The organism is Mesorhizobium sp. B1-1-5, from assembly GCF_006443065.1.
Taxonomy (GTDB): domain Bacteria; phylum Pseudomonadota; class Alphaproteobacteria; order Rhizobiales; family Rhizobiaceae; genus Mesorhizobium.
The window spans coordinates 1-18,533 of the sequence record NZ_VFWS01000103.1 but is presented as its reverse complement, the minus strand read 5'-3'; the positions used below and the strand labels follow the sequence as shown (position 1 = coordinate 18,533).

The 18,533-nt window shown below is 63.5% G+C and carries 21 protein-coding genes; 13 read left to right on the top strand and 8 right to left on the bottom strand.

Annotated features, from left to right (window positions below; all coding sequences use genetic code 11):
- The 4 genes from FJ980_RS23515 to FJ980_RS23500 form a co-directional block, all read left to right on the top strand.
- On the top strand, positions 1 to 1,517 hold a 1,517-nt coding region (locus FJ980_RS23515; protein ID WP_181181293.1), incomplete at its 5' end, for a YadA-like family protein.
- 8 nt (positions 1,518 to 1,525) lie between these two features.
- Positions 1,526 to 2,098 (top strand): invasion associated locus B family protein, encoded by a 573-nt coding sequence (locus FJ980_RS23510; RefSeq protein ID WP_140546126.1) that lies wholly within the window; start codon positions 1,526 to 1,528, stop codon positions 2,096 to 2,098.
- Positions 2,099 to 2,110: 12 nt separating this feature from the next.
- On the top strand, positions 2,111 to 2,836 hold the full coding sequence (locus FJ980_RS23505) for a hypothetical protein (protein ID WP_140546125.1): 726 nt from the start codon (positions 2,111 to 2,113) through the stop codon (positions 2,834 to 2,836).
- A 49-nt stretch (positions 2,837 to 2,885) separates the two neighbouring features.
- Positions 2,886 to 3,362, top strand: a complete 477-nt coding sequence (locus FJ980_RS23500) for a DUF4189 domain-containing protein (RefSeq protein WP_140546124.1) — start codon at positions 2,886 to 2,888, stop codon at positions 3,360 to 3,362.
- A gap of 49 nt (positions 3,363 to 3,411) precedes the next feature.
- On the opposite strand, the gene FJ980_RS23495 is transcribed toward FJ980_RS23500, so the two are convergent.
- The 3 genes from FJ980_RS23495 to FJ980_RS23485 form a co-directional block, all read right to left on the bottom strand.
- Positions 3,412 to 4,035 carry an FMN-binding negative transcriptional regulator gene (locus FJ980_RS23495; protein ID WP_140546123.1) on the bottom strand — a complete coding sequence of 208 codons (624 nt, stop codon included), beginning with the start codon at positions 4,033 to 4,035 and terminating at the stop codon, positions 3,412 to 3,414.
- A 188-nt stretch (positions 4,036 to 4,223) separates the two neighbouring features.
- Positions 4,224 to 5,045 carry a L,D-transpeptidase gene (locus tag FJ980_RS23490; RefSeq protein WP_140546122.1) on the bottom strand — a complete coding sequence of 274 codons (822 nt, stop codon included), beginning with the start codon at positions 5,043 to 5,045 and terminating at the stop codon, positions 4,224 to 4,226.
- A gap of 171 nt (positions 5,046 to 5,216) precedes the next feature.
- On the bottom strand, positions 5,217 to 5,879 hold the full coding sequence (locus tag FJ980_RS23485) for a haloacid dehalogenase type II (protein WP_140546121.1): 663 nt from the start codon (positions 5,877 to 5,879) through the stop codon (positions 5,217 to 5,219).
- A 151-nt stretch (positions 5,880 to 6,030) separates the two neighbouring features.
- Here FJ980_RS23485 and FJ980_RS23480 point away from each other — a divergent pair, with 151 nt between their 5' ends.
- The 4 genes from FJ980_RS23480 (at position 6,031) to FJ980_RS23465 (ending at position 9,307) form a co-directional block, all read left to right on the top strand.
- Positions 6,031 to 6,909, top strand: a complete 879-nt coding sequence (locus tag FJ980_RS23480; protein ID WP_140546120.1) for a branched-chain amino acid aminotransferase — start codon at positions 6,031 to 6,033, stop codon at positions 6,907 to 6,909.
- A 209-nt stretch (positions 6,910 to 7,118) separates the two neighbouring features.
- The gene (locus FJ980_RS23475) at positions 7,119 to 7,721 is read left to right on the top strand and encodes a superoxide dismutase (protein ID WP_140546119.1); all 603 of its coding nucleotides are present in this window, start codon (positions 7,119 to 7,121) and stop codon (positions 7,719 to 7,721) included.
- Positions 7,722 to 7,914: 193 nt separating this feature from the next.
- Positions 7,915 to 8,349, top strand: coding sequence for a cytochrome c (locus FJ980_RS23470; protein ID WP_140546118.1), 435 nt, complete (start codon positions 7,915 to 7,917; stop codon positions 8,347 to 8,349).
- Positions 8,350 to 8,359: 10 nt separating this feature from the next.
- Positions 8,360 to 9,307: a cytochrome c gene (locus FJ980_RS23465; RefSeq protein ID WP_140546127.1), complete on the top strand. Its 948-nt coding sequence runs from the start codon at positions 8,360 to 8,362 to the stop codon at positions 9,305 to 9,307.
- A gap of 3 nt (positions 9,308 to 9,310) precedes the next feature.
- Here FJ980_RS23465 and FJ980_RS23460 read toward each other — a convergent pair whose 3' ends face one another.
- The gene (locus FJ980_RS23460; RefSeq protein ID WP_095766869.1) at positions 9,311 to 9,700 is read right to left on the bottom strand and encodes an SET domain-containing protein-lysine N-methyltransferase; all 390 of its coding nucleotides are present in this window, start codon (positions 9,698 to 9,700) and stop codon (positions 9,311 to 9,313) included.
- Between the two features lie 102 nt (positions 9,701 to 9,802).
- Positions 9,803 to 11,914: a S9 family peptidase gene (locus FJ980_RS23455; RefSeq protein WP_140546117.1), complete on the bottom strand. Its 2,112-nt coding sequence runs from the start codon at positions 11,912 to 11,914 to the stop codon at positions 9,803 to 9,805.
- 107 nt (positions 11,915 to 12,021) lie between these two features.
- Between FJ980_RS23455 and FJ980_RS23450 the strand changes: the two genes are divergently transcribed.
- On the top strand, positions 12,022 to 12,390 hold the full coding sequence (locus FJ980_RS23450; protein WP_140546116.1) for an SH3 domain-containing protein: 369 nt from the start codon (positions 12,022 to 12,024) through the stop codon (positions 12,388 to 12,390).
- A gap of 417 nt (positions 12,391 to 12,807) precedes the next feature.
- The gene (locus FJ980_RS23445; RefSeq protein WP_140546115.1) at positions 12,808 to 13,233 is read left to right on the top strand and encodes a MucR family transcriptional regulator; all 426 of its coding nucleotides are present in this window, start codon (positions 12,808 to 12,810) and stop codon (positions 13,231 to 13,233) included.
- An 82-nt stretch (positions 13,234 to 13,315) separates the two neighbouring features.
- Here the strand turns inward: FJ980_RS23445 and FJ980_RS23440 are convergent, their stop codons facing one another.
- Positions 13,316 to 13,744 carry a SufE family protein gene (locus FJ980_RS23440; protein ID WP_140546114.1) on the bottom strand — a complete coding sequence of 143 codons (429 nt, stop codon included), beginning with the start codon at positions 13,742 to 13,744 and terminating at the stop codon, positions 13,316 to 13,318.
- A gap of 174 nt (positions 13,745 to 13,918) precedes the next feature.
- A complete protein-coding gene (locus FJ980_RS23435) occupies positions 13,919 to 14,311 on the bottom strand; it encodes a DUF5330 domain-containing protein (RefSeq protein WP_140546113.1) in 393 nt (130 codons plus the stop codon).
- A 555-nt stretch (positions 14,312 to 14,866) separates the two neighbouring features.
- Between FJ980_RS23435 and FJ980_RS23430 the strand changes: the two genes are divergently transcribed.
- Together FJ980_RS23430 and FJ980_RS23425 are read left to right on the top strand one after the other, a co-directional pair.
- Positions 14,867 to 16,603 carry a PAS domain-containing sensor histidine kinase gene (locus FJ980_RS23430; protein WP_140546112.1) on the top strand — a complete coding sequence of 579 codons (1,737 nt, stop codon included), beginning with the start codon at positions 14,867 to 14,869 and terminating at the stop codon, positions 16,601 to 16,603.
- Positions 16,578 to 17,366, top strand: coding sequence for a peptidoglycan-binding protein (locus FJ980_RS23425; RefSeq protein WP_140546111.1), 789 nt, complete (start codon positions 16,578 to 16,580; stop codon positions 17,364 to 17,366). Before FJ980_RS23430 ends, FJ980_RS23425 begins: the two co-directional genes overlap by 26 nt.
- Before the next feature lie 300 nt (positions 17,367 to 17,666).
- Here the strand turns inward: FJ980_RS23425 and FJ980_RS23415 are convergent, their stop codons facing one another.
- Complete coding sequence (locus FJ980_RS23415) at positions 17,667 to 17,927, bottom strand: type II toxin-antitoxin system ParD family antitoxin (protein WP_181181292.1); 261 nt, start codon at positions 17,925 to 17,927, stop codon at positions 17,667 to 17,669.
- 141 nt (positions 17,928 to 18,068) lie between these two features.
- On the opposite strand from FJ980_RS23415, the gene FJ980_RS23410 reads away from it, so the two are divergent.
- The gene (locus FJ980_RS23410; RefSeq protein WP_140546109.1) at positions 18,069 to 18,416 is read left to right on the top strand and encodes a DUF1491 family protein; all 348 of its coding nucleotides are present in this window, start codon (positions 18,069 to 18,071) and stop codon (positions 18,414 to 18,416) included.
- The last annotated feature ends 117 nt before the right edge of the window (positions 18,417 to 18,533 follow it).

The following is an 18,533-nucleotide window of genomic DNA, read 5'->3' as shown; positions in this document are numbered from 1 at the left end:
AGCAGGTGACGCAGAACACCAGCGATATCAGCAATCTCAGCACGTCGCTTACCAACATCAACACCGGCGGCGGCATCCGCTACGTCCGCACCAACGACTCGACGCTGCCGATTACCGATGCCTTCGCGCAAGGGGTTGGTTCGTCGGCGCTCGGCTACCAGGCGACTGCGTCCGCCGCCAATTCGCTGGCTCTCGGCCGCGGCACAGCGGTCACCATCGCCGACGGCGTGGCGCTTGGCTCCGGCTCGGTCTCGGATCGTGCGGTCGCGCCAGCGTCGGGATCGATCCTCTCCGGCACCGGCCTCATTCCTTACAACACCACCGATATGAGCCTGCTCGGCGCCGTCTCGGTGGGTACCTCCACCGCTTATCGCCAGATAATCAATGTGGCCGACGGCACCCAGGACCAGGATGCGGTGACGCTTCGCCAGTTGAAAGGCGCGCTGAGCTCCTTCGCTGTGACGGGGAGCATGTACTTCCACGCCAATTCGAGCGCCCCGGACTCGCTCGCTGTCGGCGCCGATTCGGTCGCGATCGGCCCGCGCACCACCGTCAACGGCGACAACGGCATCGGCATGGGCAACGGCGCCATCGTCCAGCAAACGGCGCCGGGCGGCATCGCGATCGGCCAGAACGCGACCTCCAACCAGGCCGACAGCATCGCCTTCGGCACCAACTCGACCGCCAACGGCGCCCAGTCTATGGCGCTCGGCGCCGGCGCCACGGCCAACGAGCCGGGCAGCGTCGCTCTCGGCGCGGGCTCGACGACCGCCGCGGCGGTAGCCACCACCGGCACGACGATCAACGGCGTCAACTACACCTTCGCCGGAACCGCTCCGACGAGCACGGTGAGCGTGGGCGATGTCGGCAAGGAGCGCACCGTCACCAATGTGGCGGCGGGCCGGATCAGCCAGACTTCGACCGACGCCATCAACGGCAGCCAACTCTACGCCACCAATCAGGCTGTCGAAGCAGTGCAGGGAAGTGTCGGCAATCTGAATGAATTCGCCGTCCAGTATGACAAGAACCCGGACGGCACCAAGTCCAATTCCCTGACGCTTGTCGGCGGCGACGTGAATGCGCCTGTCGTCATCCACAATGTCGGCGCCGGCACCGCCGACACCGATGCAGTCAACGTGCTGCAGTTCAACAACGGGCTGGCGACCACGCTCGACAACTCCAAGACCTACACCAACCAGGTGGCGGCCACCACGCTGCAGCAGGCCAATGCCTACACCGACTCCAAGCTCAGCCAGCTCAACATGGACATGAGCGAGGCTCGAGGCGAAGCGCGCCAGGCGGCGGCGATCGGCCTTGCGGCCGCCTCGCTGCGCTACGACGATCGTCCGGGCAAGCTGAGCGTGGCGGCCGGCGGCGGCTACTGGCGTGGCGAAGGCGCCGTCGCGTTCGGTGCCGGCTACACCAGCGAGGATGGCAGGGCCCGGGCAAACGTGTCCGGTACGACGGCCGGCGGGCACTGGGGTGTCGGCGCAGGCGTCAGCTTCACCCTGAACTGAGTCTGTTGATGACCAGGCAGACGGTCCTTGCCGTGATATCCGTGACTTGCCTCCTTCTGTCCGGCCCGCACGCGGCCGGGCAGGAGGCGGCCCAGCCAGCCTATCGGATAAAGCCGTCCGACGTCGCGGTGCCCGCGGACGTGAAGCTTGGCCAATATCAGCGGACCACGCGCCCGTTCGAGAACTGGACGCTGATCTGCGACGAGAACCTGCAGGCCAGGAAGAAGGTCTGCAACATCAGCCAGTCCTTCATCGACCAGAGCCAGGCCATGGTCTTCAGCTGGTCGCTCGCGGCGGACGAGAAGGGCAAGCCCTTCATGATCTTGCGAACCCCGCTCGCGGCAGGTGCGGGCAGCAAGCTTTCGCTGCGATTTGCCGGCCGCAAACAGCCGGTCGACGTTCAACTGCAGGGTTGCGATGCGTCGGTCTGCGTCGGCTATGTGCCCGTCGGCCCGGTGCTTCGCGAGCAGATCGGCAAGGAGACCACGGTCCAGGTTTCCTATTCCCTGCCGTCGGGAGCGACCGTCAGCCTCGATGCCCCGTTCAAGGGACTCAAGGCCGCGCTGTCGGCCATCAACTAGAAAGACTTTGAGATGACACGCCAATCCATCGAGGACAGAATCCTGACGCACTCCCAGCCGGTCGCGCTGCCGGAGCCGCCGGCAAGTCCACCACCACAGCGCTCGCCAGGCTGGCGCCTGGCGCGAAACACGGCGCTGCTCGGCGCGTTCGCGGTCTTGGTCGCGGCGGCGGTGGTCTTGTCGTTCCGGCTCTATCCCGCGCTTGGGACATTCGTCGCTGGCACCGCCTCCGCGCAGGCGCAGGCGCCCATGCAGGGCAAGCCGGCGGAAGCCGTGCCCGCGCCGGTCGACGCCTCGGCAAACAAGAATCCGTTTCAGGCGCATGTCGCGCAGGCAGGTGTCCGCACCTGCGCCAATCTCTTTGCCGCGATGGGGCAGGCTCTGACTGCCGGGTCGACCTATGCGATCCAGACGCAATGGGACAAAACCTCACCCGACACCCATGCCGTGCAGGCAGTCGCCGGGATGAGCTACAACCTGCCGGACTACAAGACGCAGGCCGCGGGCGTCGTTTTTGCCTCGCCTGTCGGCCAGAGCTGCGAGGGTGGCTTCATGCGCGTGGCGCCATTCCCGCGCTCTTGCCAGGAAGTCGTCGGAACGCTCCCGAAGGGCAGCCTGCTGGCGGACAATCTTTCGAACACGATGCTTTTCAACCTGGCCGACAATGCCGGCCAGGCGCTGCTGGTCCCAACCGGCAACACTTGCATCGTCGTCTCGGTCGCGCGCATGGGCGGCTAGAGCCGGGCATGACAGTCGATTGCTGAATAGCTGCAACTGGAGCACGAAGATGCTGATCAATCCCCGCCTTTCGATCCCGCTGCTTGCGGCGCTCGCCGGGCTTACGATTGCGAGCAACGCGGCTGACCTGATCGCCCCGTCGCCGCCGGCGCAGACCGGCGAGGAAAAGGGCATCTGGGGCGCGATCGCCTACTCGCCGGGCGACGGCCGTCACGGCTTTTTCTGGGGCGCCGACAAGCGGCAGGAAGCGGAAGACATTGCGCTCAAGCATTGCGAGAATGCGGATGGCAAGGGCTGCCGGGTGGTCGAAGTGTTCCGCAACCATCGCCATTGGGACGATGATGACGGCACCGGCTTTCCCTATGAGCACTGCGCGGCGCTCTCGGTCGGCAAGAGCCGTGGCGCGGCGACGCCGTTCTGGAGTGCAGCATCGGCCGCGACCCGCCGCGAAGCCGAGGAGAAGGCGACAGCCCAGTGCGGAGGCGAGAGCAAGGAGTGCAAGATCCGCGAGTGGGTCTGCACCTGACTTGCTGCGGAACTCAAGCAGCCGCGGCGGTTGGCCGATGTCGCCCCGTTCACACTGGAATGAGCGGCGCGACCTCGCGGTCTGAAGGCCGGTCGCTGGATGAGAGGCCGGACACGACACCGGCGCGATCGGCGGCGTTGCGGTTCTGGCTCATCTTGCGCTTGCCTTCGAGCTTTGTAATCGGCATGCGCAGGCCGACAATGCCCTTCAACTGCGATTGAATGAAATCCGCCGGCGCGTCCGACACCGCCCAGGGCGCGGCGCGCTCGCCTTCATGCAGGCTGGTCAGGCGGGTCACGACCTCGAGCAGTCTGTCGGCGTCCTCGAAGAATTCGATCGGCCCGTGGGCGTGGACGGCGACATAGTTCCAGGTCGGGACGACCTTCCCGGTCTCCTGCTTGGTCTGGTACCAGGCCGGCGTCACATAGGCATCCGGGCCCATGAACATCGCCAGGCCGTCGCCCAGCGGCGGCACGTGCCACTGCGGGTTTGCCTTTGCGACGTGCCCGTAGATCACCCCATGCTCACCCTCGTTCTCATCGAGCAAAAGCGGCAGATGCGTCGCCAGCGGCCCATCGGCCGTGGCGGTCACCAGAATTGCCAGCCGCGCTTCGCGGATCGTGGCCCTGAGGCTCTCATGATCGTCGTCGCGAAAGGCGGGTGGTGTGTACATGGCAAGACTCCTTGCAGCATAAAATGCCTGAAGTCCGGCCAGCTTAGAACATCCGCCGCTGAAGTTTGTATGGTCCAGCCGCACGGCATGGCGTGCCGATGCGGGCTGCCGGGATGATGGATTTTCACCGCAGCCCCGGTGGCGGTGCTGGCTATATTTGGCCAAGCACCGCCGGCCTAGGCGCAGGGTCAGAATATCTCGTTGGTGAGCCGCTTCACCGGACCGAGCAGGATAGAGCCCGTCGGCACGCCATTGTCGATCGGAATGGCCTTGCGCTCCGGCATGTTCTCTTCCGGCGCGCCGATATTGGCTGTCACGATCACGGGGGTCTTGGTCGGCACACGGTCGTAGAGGTCGATGATGTCCTGGTTGATCAGGCGCACGCAGCCCGACGACACCGACTTGCCGATCGACCACCATTCGGGTGAGCCGTGCAGGCGGTAGAGCGTGTCCTGATTGCCCTGGAAGAGATAGAGCGCACGCGCCCCGAGCGGGTTCTTCAGGCCGCCCGGCATGCCGCCATTCCTGGCGCTGAATTGCGTCAGTTCCGGCTGGCGTGCGACCATCTCGTCCGGCGGCGTCCATTTCGGCCATTTCTGCTTCCACTGCACGACCGCGTCGCCCGACCATTCGAAGCCGGCGCGGCCGAGGCCGACGCCGTAGCGGATCGCCTGGCCGCCCTCGCGCACCAGATAGAGGAAGTGGCCGGTGGTATCGACAACGATGGTGCCCGGGCGCTGTCCGGTCGGATCGGGGACGATCTGGCGCAAGAATCTGTGATCGATCTTGTTGACCGGGATGGCCGGCAGGTCGAAGCCATTGTCGGACATTGCGCCATACATCGTCTCGTAATCGCCGAGCGGCGGCTCGACATAGGCGGGCGGCGGCGGCTGGACGGGGGCTGGTGCAGGACCGGTGGTGGTGCAGGCGGACACGGCGGCCGAGGCAGCGCCGAGGGCTGTGAAATTGAGGAAGCCACGGCGGCTGATGCGGAAGGAAGCGTCTGACATGGTTGCCTTTTCTAGGTCTTAATTCGCAAGAAAGCATGAACCCGCGGGCACGTCGCGGCGGCATTCATAACAGTCGGCGGCGATAGGCGGTTCCAATTCTGGCCTGAGGGTGGACAGAAAAAGGCGAAGCTGTGACCGCGCCACAGCTGTTGCCCTGCAGCAACAGCTGCATCAGACCTCCGCCAGGAGACCTTCGAGCGAAGGCAAGATCAGCCCCGGCGGGAGGTCACGATACTCGTCCGGCTGGTTGGTCCGGTTGATCCAGACCGTGCGAAAACCGAATCTCGCCGCGCCGGCGATGTCCCAGCGGTTCGACGACTGGAACGAAACCGCGCCGGGGTAAAGCCGCCACCCGGTGACTACCATGTCGTACACCGACGGGTCGGTCTTGAAGCGTTTGACCTCGTCGACCGAAAACACGTCGTCGAGGATCTGGTCCAACGCTGCGGATTTGACCGCCGCGTCGAGCATTTCAGGCGAGCCGTTGGATAAAATAGCGAGCTTCGCGCCCGACGCCTTGAGCGCCTTCAGCACGGCGGGCACTTCCGGATAGCAGTCGAGCCGCCAATAGGCTTCGAGCAGTTTCGTCCGCAGCGCCGGATCGGCCGAGGGCACCTTGCGCAAAGCGAAATCCAGCGCCTGCTCGGTCAGTTGCCAGAAGTCGGCGTATGATCCCATCAGCGTCCGCACCCAGGAATATTCGAGCTGCTTGGCGCGCCAGATTTCGGAGAGAAGCTGGCCGTCCGGGCCGATCTCGCCGGCGTGGCGGCGCACGGCGGCGTGCACGTCGAACAACGTGCCGTAGGCGTCGAAGACATAGGCCGCATGATGCATGTCTCAAGTTTTGCGGCGCGCAGGCTTGCCGCGCAAGCATTGATTGCGGCCAAGTGCCTCTGGCCCCAACGAATTTTCCCGATGTCAATTGACGCCAGCCGCCAAAGCATCGTCCTATGGCGGACTGAAATCACTCAATTGGACGGCGACCATGACACTGGCGGCGGCGGCGCAAACCGCGACTTGGACCTATGTGGACGGCGACTGGTACGAGGGCAACGTCGCCATTCTCGGGCCGCGCAGCCACGCCATGTGGCTCGGCACCAGCGTCTTTGACGGCGGCCGCTGGTTCGAGGGCGTCGCGCCCGACCTCGAGCTGCACTCCGCTCGCGTCAACACCTCCGCGATCGCGCTTGGCCTGAAGCCTTCGATGACGACGGAAGAGATCGTCGGCCTGACTTGGGACGGTTTGAAGAAATTCGACGGCAAGACGGCGGTCTATATAAGGCCGATGTATTGGGCCGAGCATGGCGGCTATATGGGCGTGCCGGCCGACCCGGCCTCGACCCGGTTCTGCCTCTGCCTCTATGAATCGCCGATGATCCCGCCATCCGGCTTTTCGATCGGCGTCTCGCCGTTCCGGCGCCCGACCATCGAGACCATGCCCACCAACGCCAAGGCCGGCTGCCTCTATCCCAACAATGGCCGTGCCATTCTGGAGGCCAAGAACCGCGGCTTCGACAACGCTTTGGTGCTCGACATGCTGGGCAATGTCGCCGAGACCGGGACCTCCAACATCTTCCTGGTCAAGGACGGCCATGTGATGACTCCGGCGCCAAACGGCACGTTTCTCTCGGGCATCACCCGCTCTCGCACCATCAGCCTGCTCGGCGACTACGGTTTCAGGACCACCGAGAAGACGCTGTCGGTCCGCGATTTCCTCGAAGCCGACGAGATATTCTCGACCGGCAACCACTCCAAGGTCGTGCCGGTCACACACATCGAGAACCGCGACCTGCAGCCCGGTCCGGTGGCCAAGAAGGCGCGCGAGCTCTATTGGGAGTGGGCGCATTCGACGTCCGCCGCCTGAGCCGCCAGAGCGGCTCACCGTTTCGTTGAAATGGCGAACCGCTCCATCTTCCTGTTTTGCGCAATTGCGGGCGGAAAACCGCTTCGCACTTTTCCCGGAATTGCTCTAAAAAGTCGCTCGGCGCTCCATTCGGAGTTGCCCCGATCCATTCCAGACCTATCTTAGCCCGGTAGCATCACCGGACTTTTTTCCTCGAGGGAGTACTATCCATGGCTTTTGAGTTGCCCGCCTTGCCCTATGACTACGAGGCCTTGCAGCCTTACATGTCGAAGGAGACGCTGGAGTATCACCACGACAAGCACCACAAGGCCTATGTCGACAACGGCAACAAGCTCGCCGCCGAGGCCGGAATGGGCGACCTGTCGGTCGAAGAGGCCGTGAAGCAGTCCTTCGGCAAGAATGCCGGGCTCTTCAACAATGCGGCCCAGCACTACAACCACATCCATTTCTGGAAGTGGATGAAGAAGGGCGGCGGCGGCAACAAGCTGCCGGGCGCGCTGCAGAAGGCCTTCGACAGCGATCTCGGCGGCTACGACAAGTTCAAGACGGATTTCATCGCCGCCGGCACCACCCAGTTCGGCTCCGGCTGGGCCTGGGTCTCGGTCAAGAACGGCAAGCTGGAAATCTCCAAGACCCCGAACGGCGAGAACCCGCTGGTCCATGGCGGCTCGCCGATCCTCGGCGTCGACGTCTGGGAGCACTCCTATTACATCGACTACCGCAACGCGCGGCCGAAATACCTCGAGGCCTTCGTCGACAGCCTGATCAACTGGGACCACGTCCTGGAGCTTTATGAGAAGGCTAAAGCCTGAGTGATTTTGACGAAAAGCCCCGGTTTGCCGGGGCTTTTCTTTTTCAGGACAAACCCGGCAAAATCGTCACGGCGCCGGGGAATAACCCCACCATCACGCTCGTTAACGTCCAGAGCAGTTCCAGGAAAAGTATTGAACGGTTTTCCGTCCGGAATTGCGCCAGCGAACTCTCTTCATCCACGGAGCCAATTGAATGAGAAAGCTTGTCATCGCCATCTCTCTGCTTGCCTTTGCCGGCTCGGCCTATGCCGACCCGATCAAGGGTCGCCAGGCCCTGATGAAGGAACGCGGCAAGCTCGCCGGGCAGATCTCGAAGATGGTCAAGGGCGAGACGCCTTTCGATGCCGCCGCCGTGCTGGACGCGCTGAAGGCACTGCAAGCCAATGCCGAGAAGTTCGACGTCGACACGCTGTTCCCGGCCGGCTCCGACAAGGGCGACACCACGGCCGCGCCGAAGATCTGGGAAGACATGGCGGGCTTCAAGACGGCCGAGGACAAGTTCCTGGCCGATACCAAGGCTGCGGTCGCTTCCCCGCCGGCCGATGTCGACGCCCTGAAGGCGCAGCTCAACACGCTGGGCGGCGATTGCGGCACCTGCCATCAGACCTACCGGATCAAGAAGAGTTGATCGCTTGACGATGGCCTGGCTGAAGAAGCTTGTCGGCGCCGTCATCGTGCTTGGCGCCGCCGCGGCTGGCGCCAGCTGGGTTCTGTCGGCACCGGTCAGGCTGGACGCCGGCACCGTCGCTGATCTCGGCCCTGGCGACGCTGCCAGGGGAAAGCGGATCTTCTACGCCGGGGGCTGCACCTCCTGCCACGCCAGACCTGGCGCCCAGGGCGACGCCCGCCTCGAGCTCGTCGGCGGTCTGGAACTCAAGACGCCGTTCGGCACCTTCGTTCCGCCCAACATCTCGCAGGACCGGAAGGACGGCATCGGCGCCTGGAGCGAGGCGGACTTCGCCAACGCCATGCTGAAAGGCGTCTCTCCGTCCGGCGAGCATTTCTATCCGGCCTTTCCCTATGCGTCCTACGCGCGCATGAAGCCGGCCGACATCGCCGATCTCTACGCCTTCATGAAGACGCTGCCGGCGGTTGCCGGCAAGGCGCCGGATCACAGGCTTTCCTTCCCCTTCACCATTCGTCGCGGCATTGGCCTCTGGAAGCTTGTCTATCTCAGCCCCGAACCGGTGATCGCACTGCCAGAGGGCGCGCCGGACAAGGTTCTCGCCGGCCGCTATCTGGTCGAGGGACCGGGCCATTGCGGCGAATGCCACACGCCGCGTGATTTCGCCGGCGGCGTCAGGAAAGGCGAGTGGCTGGCAGGGGCCGTGGCCGCCGAAGGCTCCGGCATCGTGCCCAACATCACCCCCGACGGGAAGGGCGTCAAGGACTGGTCCGAGGCCGACATCGCCAATTATCTCGAGACCGGCTTCACGCCCGATTTCGATTCCGTCGGCGGCGCCATGGTTGACGTGCAGCGCAACATCGCGCAACTGACCGCCGACGACCGCGAGGCGATTGCCGCCTACCTCAAGGCCGTCCCGCCACACCCCAACGGCTATCCGGCACGCAAGCCGGCGAGTTAGCCTTTACGGATGGCGATCGCCCAGGAAGTCGAAGCCGTTCTCGAAAAAATGGTTATAGTCGCAGGTCAGTTCCTCGCCGGGCGCGATGTCGCGCAACGCGTAGGCCTCTTCCGGAGAGGAGATATCGCAGTTCGGGTCGTCCGCGTGGTTCATATAGCGGGCGTCGTCCGCCTCGAAGACGATGAAGTTGGGATCGCGCCGATCCGGATAGGAATAGCGGTCGAGATAGGACTTCACCGGGCCGGATTCGCCCTCATAGGTCTCCACGGGAATGCGTCGATCGAACCTTGGATCGAGCTTCCAGATCAATGTGCCGCGCGCAATGCGGTGTTTGGCGAAAACGCCGATGCCCTGGATGGGCGATTTGTCGAGATAGACGTCGACGAGCAGCATAGCGAACCTTGCGAATGTATCGGGGCGCGGCCCCGAAATGGCCACGACCAAAAACGACGGCGCATTGCCTAGCGCGCGAGCCGTGCGATTGCGAGTAGAAAATCAGGCCTTGCCTGTCACTTTCAAGGCATAGGCGTAAATATAGGCGATCTCCTCCAGCCGCGAGAAGCGACCCGAGGCGCCGGCATGGCCGGAATCCATGTTGATCTTGAACACGACCGGGTTGCCGCCTGCCTTGCGTTCGCGAAGCCGCGCCACCCATTTCGCCGGCTCCCAATAGGTGACGCGCGGATCGGTCAGGCCCGCCAGCGCCAGGATCGGCGGGTAGTCGAGCGCCGCCACATTATCGTAGGGCGAATAGGCGGCGATCGTCGCATAGTCGGCGGCTGAGGCGATCGGGTTGCCCCATTCCGGCCACTCCGGCGGCGTCAGCGGCAAGCTGGCGTCGAGCATCGTGGTGAGCACGTCGACGAACGGCACCTCGGCGACGATGCCGCCGAAGCTTTCCGGGGCCATGTTGGCGATCGCCCCCATCAGCATGCCGCCGGCGGAGCCTCCCTGCGCTACGATGCGGTCGTGCTGTGTGTAGCGCTCGGCAACGAGATGGCGGGCGCAGGCGATGAAATCGGTGAAGGTGTTCATCTTCCTTGCCCGCTTGCCGTCCTCGTACCAACCGTACCCCTTGTCCTTGCCGCCGCGCACATGCGCGATGGCATAGACAAAGCCGCGATCGACCAGCGACAGGCAATTGGTGTTGAAAGCGGAAGGAACGGTGATGCCATAGGAGCCGTAGCCGTAAAGCAGGCAGGGCGCCGAACCGTCTAGGCGCGTGTCGCGATGATATAGCAGCGAGATCGGCACCAACTCGCCATCGCCTGCCGGCGCCATCAGCCGGCGCGTGACATAGTGCGCAGGATCGTGGCCGGAGGGCACTTCCTGCGTCTTCAAAAGCACGCGTTCGCGGCTGCGCATGTTGTAGTCGAACACCTGCGCCGGCGTCGTCATCGACGAATAGGTGAAGCGCATCACTTCGGTGTCGTATTCGTAGGAGCCGGACAGACCGAGCGAAAAAGCTTCCTCGTCGAAAGAGATGAAATGCTCCTCGCCGCTGGCGCGCTCGCGCACGACGATGCGCGGCAGGCCTTCCTTGCGCTCGAGCCTGACCATGTAATGCTTGAAGCCGAGCACCGAGAGGATCAGCCGGCCGGGCTCGTGCGGCACCAGTTCCTGCCAGTTGGCGCGCCCGGGATCGTCGACCGGCGCGGTCATGATCTTGAAGTCCTTGGCGCCGTCGGCATTGGTGAGGACGAAGAAGACGTCGCCGCCTTCTTCCAGATCGTATTGCAGGCCGGTCTCGCGCACCGCCACAAGCTTCGGCTCTGCGGTTGGATCATCGGCGGGCAGCAGGCGGTATTCCGACGTTTCATGATCGTTGATGCCGATCATGATCCAGTCGTTGGCGCGCGTGCCGCCGACATCCATGAAGAAGCCCGGATCGGTCTCCTCATAGATCAACCGGTCGTTTTCGGACCTGTCGCCCAGCGCGTGGAAGAACACTTTCGACGGACGATGGTTGTCGTCGAGACGGGTGTAGAAGAAGCCGCCGTCGCTGGCGTCCCAGACCCCGCCGCCGCCCGTATCCGGGATCTGGTCGGCAAGTTCTCTGCCGCTCGCAAGATCGCGCACGCGCAGCGTGAAGAACTCCGAACCCTTGTCGTCGAAGCCCCACAGCAGCTTCCCGTGGTCGGCCGAATGGTCGACGCCGCCAAGCCGGAAATAGGGCTTGCCCTCGGCTTCCGCGTCGCCGTCGAGCAGGATCTCCTCAGCGCCGCCGTCGCGCGGCGTCCGGAAATAGCGCGGCTGCTCGCCGCCCTGCCGGAACGACGATCCGTAGGCATAGCGGCCGTCCTTCATGGGCACTGTCGCGTCATCCTCCTTGATGCGCCCCTTCATCTCCGCAAACAGCCTGGCGCGCAGGTCCGCGGTGCCGGCCATGAGCGCGGCCTGATAGGCGTTCTCGGCATTGAGATGGGCGCGGATGCGGCCGTCGAGCAGGGAAGGGTCGCGGAACACGGCCTGCCAGTTGTCGGCCCGCATCCAGGCATAGTCGTCGCTGCGGGTGATGCCGTGATGCGTGTCGGAAACCGGGTGTTTCTCGGGGGTCGGCGGGCTGGCGGCCGGGAAGGCGGAAGTCAAGGCGGAAGCTCTGGTCATTACGTCTCGCTGCGGAATCTGCTTGAATGACGAATGAACACGCCGCTCAGCGGCGGTTCAACGGGCGCGGTTCAAGGTGGAACAGAAGCTAAGTCGAAGGGGGAAAGATGAAATCCTGTGTTTCTACCGCAATGTCTGTTGCCGTCGTAGCGGCAGGTCTGGTTTTTTCCAGCCAGTCTCATGCAACTGTCTTTGCCGCCTGGCAAGTGGCGGGGGTGCCGTTCGGTGATACGCTCAATGCCCGAAAATATCCGTCCAATGCATTGCAGAAACAGGCCTCTTATCCGAACGGCACCGTGCTGCAGATGACCGGCCGCTGCACCGGCGGCGTAAACCTGCTCGATATCGCCCGCCAACCGCAGCGGAAGCAGCGCCAGGCGATCCGCTATCGCTGGTGCGAGATCTGGCACGACCCGGCGCAAAACGGTCATTTCGTCACCGGCTGGGTCTACGGGAAACATATCGCGCCTTATTGATGGATCTGTCGCGTCGCCTTGTCGGGTCCAGCCGCCAAGGCGGTATCCTTGCGCTTCGTTGTGCCGCAGGATTCGTTGTGGAGGCGAAAGGGCACCCAAGCATTAGCCAAGCATTGAACGTTGTGTCGAGTGGCGATCGGATGTCTAACATGGGGATGACCCAACGTCATGCCATGCTGGTCTGACCAGAAAAATCTCGCGAAGTTACACGGCGCACGAATTTTTGAAGCTGAATCGGCAATAGTTGATGAATATCGACCAATATAAGTCAATATGCGAATTGACTTACTTTCAATGCGGCGTCATTAAGATAACCGACGCGAATCTCAGAGCCTTTCCTGAACGAAATCCGCGCGATGCCCGATCCATAAAAAAGGGCGCAGTTATAGAAACAACTCTCGTTGGGGCCTTAGCACTATGGAAATTGTCGAAACACCTTCGAAAAACAGTGACGCGCTGATCGAGCTGACCGCCGATGTCGTCGCCGCCTATGTCAGCAACAATCCGGTGCCGGTTGGGGAACTGCCGAACCTTATCGCCGACGTCCATGCCGCGTTGGGCCGCGTCGGTGGCTCGTCGGAGCAGCCGTCGGCTGAGAAGCAGAAGCCGGCCGTCAATCCGAAGCGCTCGGTCCATGACGACTACATCGTCTGTCTTGAGGACGGCAAGAAGTTCAAGTCGCTGAAGCGGCATCTGATGACCCACTACAATCTCACGCCGGAAGAGTACCGTGAGAAGTGGGGCCTGGACGCCAACTATCCGATGGTCGCCCCCAATTACGCTGCCGCCCGCTCGCAGCTCGCCAAGAAGATGGGTCTGGGCCGCAAGCGCAAGGGCCGTTGATAGGTCTCAGCTCGTCAAGCAGTTCGACGGCGCCCTTGCGGCGCCGTTTTGCTTTCCCGATGGGAGCACAATATCGGCCGGATCAGGCCGTCTGCTTCAGCGCCGCTTCCGCATCGCGCTTGATGCGCTTGACCATCGAACGCAGGCCGTTGGCGCGCTGCGGCGACAGATGCTCGTCAAGGCCGAGCTCCTTCAGGGTCGCTTCGGCGTCCGTGTTCTGGATTTCGCTTGCATGCCTGCCTGAAAACAGCGCCAGCATGATGGCGACGAGGCCGCGCACGATATGGGCGTCCGAATCGCCCTGGAAGCCGATCACCGGATCGGCGCCCGCTCCATGCTTGGTGGTGAGCCACACCTGGCTCACACAGCCAGGCACCTTGTTCGCAGCCGTGCGCTCCTCCTCAGGGAAAGGCGGCAGGCTCTCGCCGAGCTCGATCACATAGCGATAACGGTCCTCCCACTCGTCAAGCAGGGAAAAGTCGTCGCGGATGGTTTGGATCGAGGTTGCCATTGCCCCGCATATAGTGGCCCGACACGGCCGCGTCACGGAAAAAGAAGACGCCGCGGGCGTCGAGAGGTCGGACGGGGCCCGCGGCGTTAGAGCAATTCTGGGAAACGTGCGTAGGCGGTTTTGCGTCAGGAATTGCGCTAAAATTAAAGTGCCGAGCGAACGGTCGGAAAGAATTCAGTTCTTGGCCGTCAACATCACCGGAATGTTGACCTTGGCCGGCAGCACGATGTCCTCGGCGACGCTGCCGGTGATCGTGATGGAGCCATCCGCGACCTTCGCTTCGAGCGCGCCTGGCTGCCCAGACTGCTGGTCGTCGATCATGGCTGCGGCGATCTTGGCCGTTTCCTTGGCGCGAACGGTGATGGTGTACATAGCCGATTTGCCGGTCTCGCAGACATCGGGCTTGCGCTCGCAGAGCCCTGCAATGTCGCCGACCGCCTCGCGCGCCGCAAACAGTGCCTGGATCGGCCCGACGCTCTGCTGGCCGTTCTCTCCCGGGCCGACGCCGAGCGGCAGCGCCAGCAGCACCAGCGAAAACCAGAAAGCCATCCTGATCAGAAAGCCCATCTTACTTGCCTCTCATCCGGGATGGAATGATGCATCCATCCGTGACGGATCATGCATCCATCGGCATGACCTCTTTTATGGGCACGATAATGGCACGGTCACGCAAAGGACGGCTTGCATCGAAGCCGCGAATTTTCCTCAAATTTTAGGTGAATTCGAAAGGATAGGTTTTGACATGGGCTTGTGTCGAATCTCATCGAGTTCATTAACTTTATAATAACCATGTAGAGCATTGTTATCAAACGATTTTATTCCAGGCAGAACTTAGCCGGTTCAAGTTCCGGCCCGTTTTGGCACAGGCCTTGCGGCTAACCCGCCGTTTACCATGGCGCCAACTCGGCATGCTTTGCCGGGCCGGCATCGCAATATTTGCCTTGGCGCGGTCGCCGGCTTCGCCAGCCTTATCCATTCCTTAAACGCTGGATGCGAGTTTCAAGCCAATTGATGAGTCACCTGCCAGGCAGGCGTTTTTCACGACCGGGTACGCGTGCGTTGAGTTCTATTTCAGCCAGATACGTTCAATTGCCTGGCGCGGTTTCCGCCGGCTGCGAACGCATGGTTCACCCGACCGTGACGGGTGAGGCGGAACGCCTGCGCCAGCGCCGCTTCATCGGTGTCATGCTCGCCGCGCCCTTCCTTGCCGCGGGCGCCGCGGTCACGCTGGTCACTTCAAGTCTCGGCGCCGCCGTCACGATAGCCGCGATCTTTGCCGCTTTCGGCCTGTGCTGGTTCGCGGCGCTTCTGGTGGCGGCCACCGGCCATATGGCGCTTGCCGGCCGCATGGCGGTCGTGTTGTGTGGGCTTGCCCTAGCCGGCGCTATCGCCGCGGCGGGCGGATTGGCCTCGCCGGCGGCACTCCTTGCCGTCGCATTGCCGGTCGAAAGCTGGTGGGTCTCAGGGTCACGGCGCGCCGCGCTGACGGGCGCGCTGGCGGCGCTTGCCGCCATCGTGCTGCAGCCCTTTGCCGGGCAGTTGCTGCCGCTCGGCGAGATCGCCGCCTGGCATTGGCTGCTGCCGCTCGCCTGGGCGCTGACGCTGTTGCCGCGGGCCACCGCCTTCGCCAATCCGGCCGGCTTACGGTCGGCGGAGCCTGCCGGCGATCGTCTCGAGGACGTCATCGACGCCGTCGTGCTGCGCCTCGGGCGGCAAGGCGAAGTGGTCGACGCGTCCGCCAAGGCACGTTCGATCCTGAAATTGGCGCCCGAGCTTCTGCTCGGCACCGGCCTGTTCGACCGTATCCATCTTTCCGACCGCGTCGCTTATCTCACCGCTCTGGCCGACATGCGCGAGGGCGCCCCGAAGCGTCGGCTTGATCTGCGCATCCGCTTGCCGCGCGAGGGTTCTGGCGCGGTCGACAATTTCCGCCCGTTCAGCCTCGAGCTGCTGCGCGGCGAAGCCGACCGCGACGTCTTCACCCTGGTTCTGCGCGAAAACGACGATGTTGCAGCACTTCGCGAGGAGCTGGTGGAAGCGAGGGAGGCGGCCGCGACCGCCGAAGTGGCCAAGGGCCGCTTCCTGGCGGTGGTCAGCCACGAGCTGCGCACGCCGCTCAATGCCATCCTCGGCTTTTCCGACATGCTGCTCCATGAGATGTTCGGCGCCTTCAAGGACCCGCGCCAGAAGGAATATGTCGGCCTGGTCAGGGAGTCCGGCCAGCATCTGCTGTCCGTCGTCACCTCGATCCTCGATGTTTCGCGCATCGAGGCGGGCGCCTATGCGACCGAGATGGAGCCGTTCCGCTTTGTCGAGGCCGTCGACATGTGCCGTTCGATGATGCGACCGCTGGCCGACGCCAAGAGCATAGTTCTTGCCACGCAAATTGCCCCGGATGCGGGCGAGATCAATGCCGACCGGCGGGCCGTCCAGCAGATTCTGATCAATCTCGCCTCGAACGCGGTGAAGTTCACGCCCGATGGCGGCAGCGTGGTGATCGGAGCCAAGCGCGTCGGCTCGCACCTGCATTTCTGGGTGAGCGACACCGGTATCGGCATCGCCGAGGAGGACATGGCCAATCTCGGCAAGCCGTTCATGCAGATCCAGAACGACTACACGCGTCGTTTCGAGGGAACCGGACTCGGCCTGTCGCTGGTCAAGGGCCTGGTGGCGCTGCACGAGGGTACGATGTCGATCGAGAGCGCGCCGGGTGAGGGCACCACGGTGACAATCGGCCTGCCGGTGAACGGGCCGAAGCGGCGATCCGGTGCGCCATCCGGCGTGCTGGCCATGCCGGCGGCCAAGCCGAAGGGGGATGCAAATGGGGAGAGGAATGGCTCGCTCCGCAAAACGGCCTAAGGTGGTCGAACCTGAGCGCGGCGTTCTTGCCGAGGGCGCGGTTGCCGTCGGTCAACTGATCGCCAGCAATCCGGTTCTGGTCGGCGGCTCGACCGCTTTCCTGGTGACGCTGTTCTACGTCTCGGCCAATGCGCTCTGGTATCAGCCTTTTCCGCATACCGGCGCCTTCTTCGCCACCCGAAGCATCGAGAACTTCCCGCATACGGTCTCCGACGAGCCGGAGACCACCATCAACATCGTGCGCCAGGCGCCGGCGCAGCCCGCGGCCAAGCCGGATCCGGTCGTCCAGCAGGTGCAGGGCATTCTCAAGAACCTCGATTTCTATGACGGCGCGGTCGACGGTCTCACCGGGCCGGCCACGCGCAAGGCGATCCAGGCCTACCAGTTGAAAGTCGGGCTGCCGGGGTCGGGCGAGATCAACGGCGCGCTGCTCGACCAGCTTGGCGCCCGCCAGACGACGGCGGCCATTCCCCACCCGGCGCCGCGACCGGCCGATGGCGCAGTCGCCGCGGCGGCCAAACCGCAGGTGATCCAGGTCTCTGCACCGGCCGATGGCACCACGCAGCCGCCCGACGCCCGCATCGTCAAGATCCAGGCCGGCCTCAAGGCGTTCGGCAATGGCGACATGCAGCTCGATGGCAAGGTCGGCGCCCGCACCAAGGCCGCGATCAAGGAATTCCAGGCCTTGTTCGGACTGCCCGAGACCGGCGAGCCGGACGAGGCGGTCTACGCAAAGATGCGCGAGATCGGCCTGACGAACTGAGCGGCAGCGCGCAAAATTGTTATTCGAGCCAATGCTCCGGGTCCCGCATCCCGTGGACAATAGCTACTGCCAGGATGCCGTAGTCCATGGGCTCGTAGATACGACATATCGGCCCTCTACGAGGATACGTGCGGTGGTGCTCAACTCTGGCCGGGCGACTTCCATATTGGGATGATTGCAGGCGAGTTCCAGCTTATCGAAGATGCGCCCTAGAAGTCTGTCCGCTGCCTGCTCGTTGTCAGCCGCAATGTGGCGCCAGGTATTCTTGGGTCTTGTTCAGCGCGAGGTGTGAGTCGATAACTAGTCACGTTCCGAGCGCTCGGCCTTCAGGGCGCGAAGAAAGGCGCTGCGATCGACGTCCTTGCCTTCGCCGCTCGCCATCCCTTCGTCGTAAGCCTGCTTGAGCTGTGCGAGCTCGAGCACGCGAAGCTCCTCGCGCCGCTCCCACAACCTGAGGGCCTCCCTGACGATTTCGCTGTTCGAGGCGTAGTCGCCGCTCTCGACCGCATCCTGCAGACGGGCGGCCTGCTTCGGCGTGAGCGATATGGTGAGGGTGCGCATTGCTTGACTTTTCATTGCTCCTTTATGGCGCGCCCCACAAAGTCTAACAAGATTTGTTAGGCAAGACGTCTTCGACATCCAGGCACTCGCAGGCTTGGGTGAATCTCGCTAGACCACATGAATGCCATTCAGGACCTTTCCATGCGCGTGACCACCGATCTCTGGGTCTCGGCCCTTGTGCGCCGCGTGTTCGGCGCCGGCGGCTTCGCCGCTGTCGTCAAGCGCGGCGCGACCGAGGCTGGCGCTGTCTTCGTGTTGTCGCGCGGGCGTCTGGGGGAGGTGACCTTCTACGGGCCGGCGCCGCAGACCAGCTACGATTCGGCCAAGCCCGATGAGCGCTTCTTCGCCGTGCTCGGCACGAGCGACGACAGCTCGGCCTTCGATGCGCGGCTGGAGCGGGAGAAGAAATTCGATCCCGACATCTGGGTGGTCGAGATCGAGGGCGGGACCGTTCCCGTCGAAGAGCTTCTTTCGATGAAGGCCGACTAGTGGCGCTGCACAGGGACTTTGACCGGTCGGCTCTGTTTGTGTTGGCAGGCGGCATGCCTTGGAGATTGGCCGAAACGCCCATCGCGATCGTCATTCCAGGGCGGAGCAGGAGCGAAG

Bases quoted from the DNA above. Each gene is read 5' to 3' on its own strand.
- FJ980_RS23510 (WP_140546126.1), top strand. From the start codon at position 1,526: ATGACCAGGCAGACGGTCCTTGCCGTGATATCCGTGACTTGCCTCCTT.
- FJ980_RS23505 (WP_140546125.1), top strand. From the start codon at position 2,111: ATGACACGCCAATCCATCGAGGACAGAATCCTGACGCACTCCCAGCCG.
- FJ980_RS23500 (WP_140546124.1), top strand. From the start codon at position 2,886: ATGCTGATCAATCCCCGCCTTTCGATCCCGCTGCTTGCGGCGCTCGCC.
- FJ980_RS23495 (WP_140546123.1), bottom strand. From the start codon at position 4,035: ATGTACACACCACCCGCCTTTCGCGACGACGATCATGAGAGCCTCAGG.
- FJ980_RS23490 (WP_140546122.1), bottom strand. From the start codon at position 5,045: ATGTCAGACGCTTCCTTCCGCATCAGCCGCCGTGGCTTCCTCAATTTC.
- FJ980_RS23485 (WP_140546121.1), bottom strand. From the start codon at position 5,879: ATGCATCATGCGGCCTATGTCTTCGACGCCTACGGCACGTTGTTCGAC.
- FJ980_RS23480 (WP_140546120.1), top strand. From the start codon at position 6,031: ATGACACTGGCGGCGGCGGCGCAAACCGCGACTTGGACCTATGTGGAC.
- FJ980_RS23475 (WP_140546119.1), top strand. From the start codon at position 7,119: ATGGCTTTTGAGTTGCCCGCCTTGCCCTATGACTACGAGGCCTTGCAG.
- FJ980_RS23470 (WP_140546118.1), top strand. From the start codon at position 7,915: ATGAGAAAGCTTGTCATCGCCATCTCTCTGCTTGCCTTTGCCGGCTCG.
- FJ980_RS23465 (WP_140546127.1), top strand. From the start codon at position 8,360: ATGGCCTGGCTGAAGAAGCTTGTCGGCGCCGTCATCGTGCTTGGCGCC.
- FJ980_RS23460 (WP_095766869.1), bottom strand. From the start codon at position 9,700: ATGCTGCTCGTCGACGTCTATCTCGACAAATCGCCCATCCAGGGCATC.
- FJ980_RS23455 (WP_140546117.1), bottom strand. From the start codon at position 11,914: ATGACCAGAGCTTCCGCCTTGACTTCCGCCTTCCCGGCCGCCAGCCCG.
- FJ980_RS23450 (WP_140546116.1), top strand. From the start codon at position 12,022: ATGAAATCCTGTGTTTCTACCGCAATGTCTGTTGCCGTCGTAGCGGCA.
- FJ980_RS23445 (WP_140546115.1), top strand. From the start codon at position 12,808: ATGGAAATTGTCGAAACACCTTCGAAAAACAGTGACGCGCTGATCGAG.
- FJ980_RS23440 (WP_140546114.1), bottom strand. From the start codon at position 13,744: ATGGCAACCTCGATCCAAACCATCCGCGACGACTTTTCCCTGCTTGAC.
- FJ980_RS23435 (WP_140546113.1), bottom strand. From the start codon at position 14,311: ATGGGCTTTCTGATCAGGATGGCTTTCTGGTTTTCGCTGGTGCTGCTG.
- FJ980_RS23430 (WP_140546112.1), top strand. From the start codon at position 14,867: ATGGTTCACCCGACCGTGACGGGTGAGGCGGAACGCCTGCGCCAGCGC.
- FJ980_RS23425 (WP_140546111.1), top strand. From the start codon at position 16,578: ATGGCTCGCTCCGCAAAACGGCCTAAGGTGGTCGAACCTGAGCGCGGC.
- FJ980_RS23415 (WP_181181292.1), bottom strand. From the start codon at position 17,927: ATGCGCACCCTCACCATATCGCTCACGCCGAAGCAGGCCGCCCGTCTG.
- FJ980_RS23410 (WP_140546109.1), top strand. From the start codon at position 18,069: ATGCGCGTGACCACCGATCTCTGGGTCTCGGCCCTTGTGCGCCGCGTG.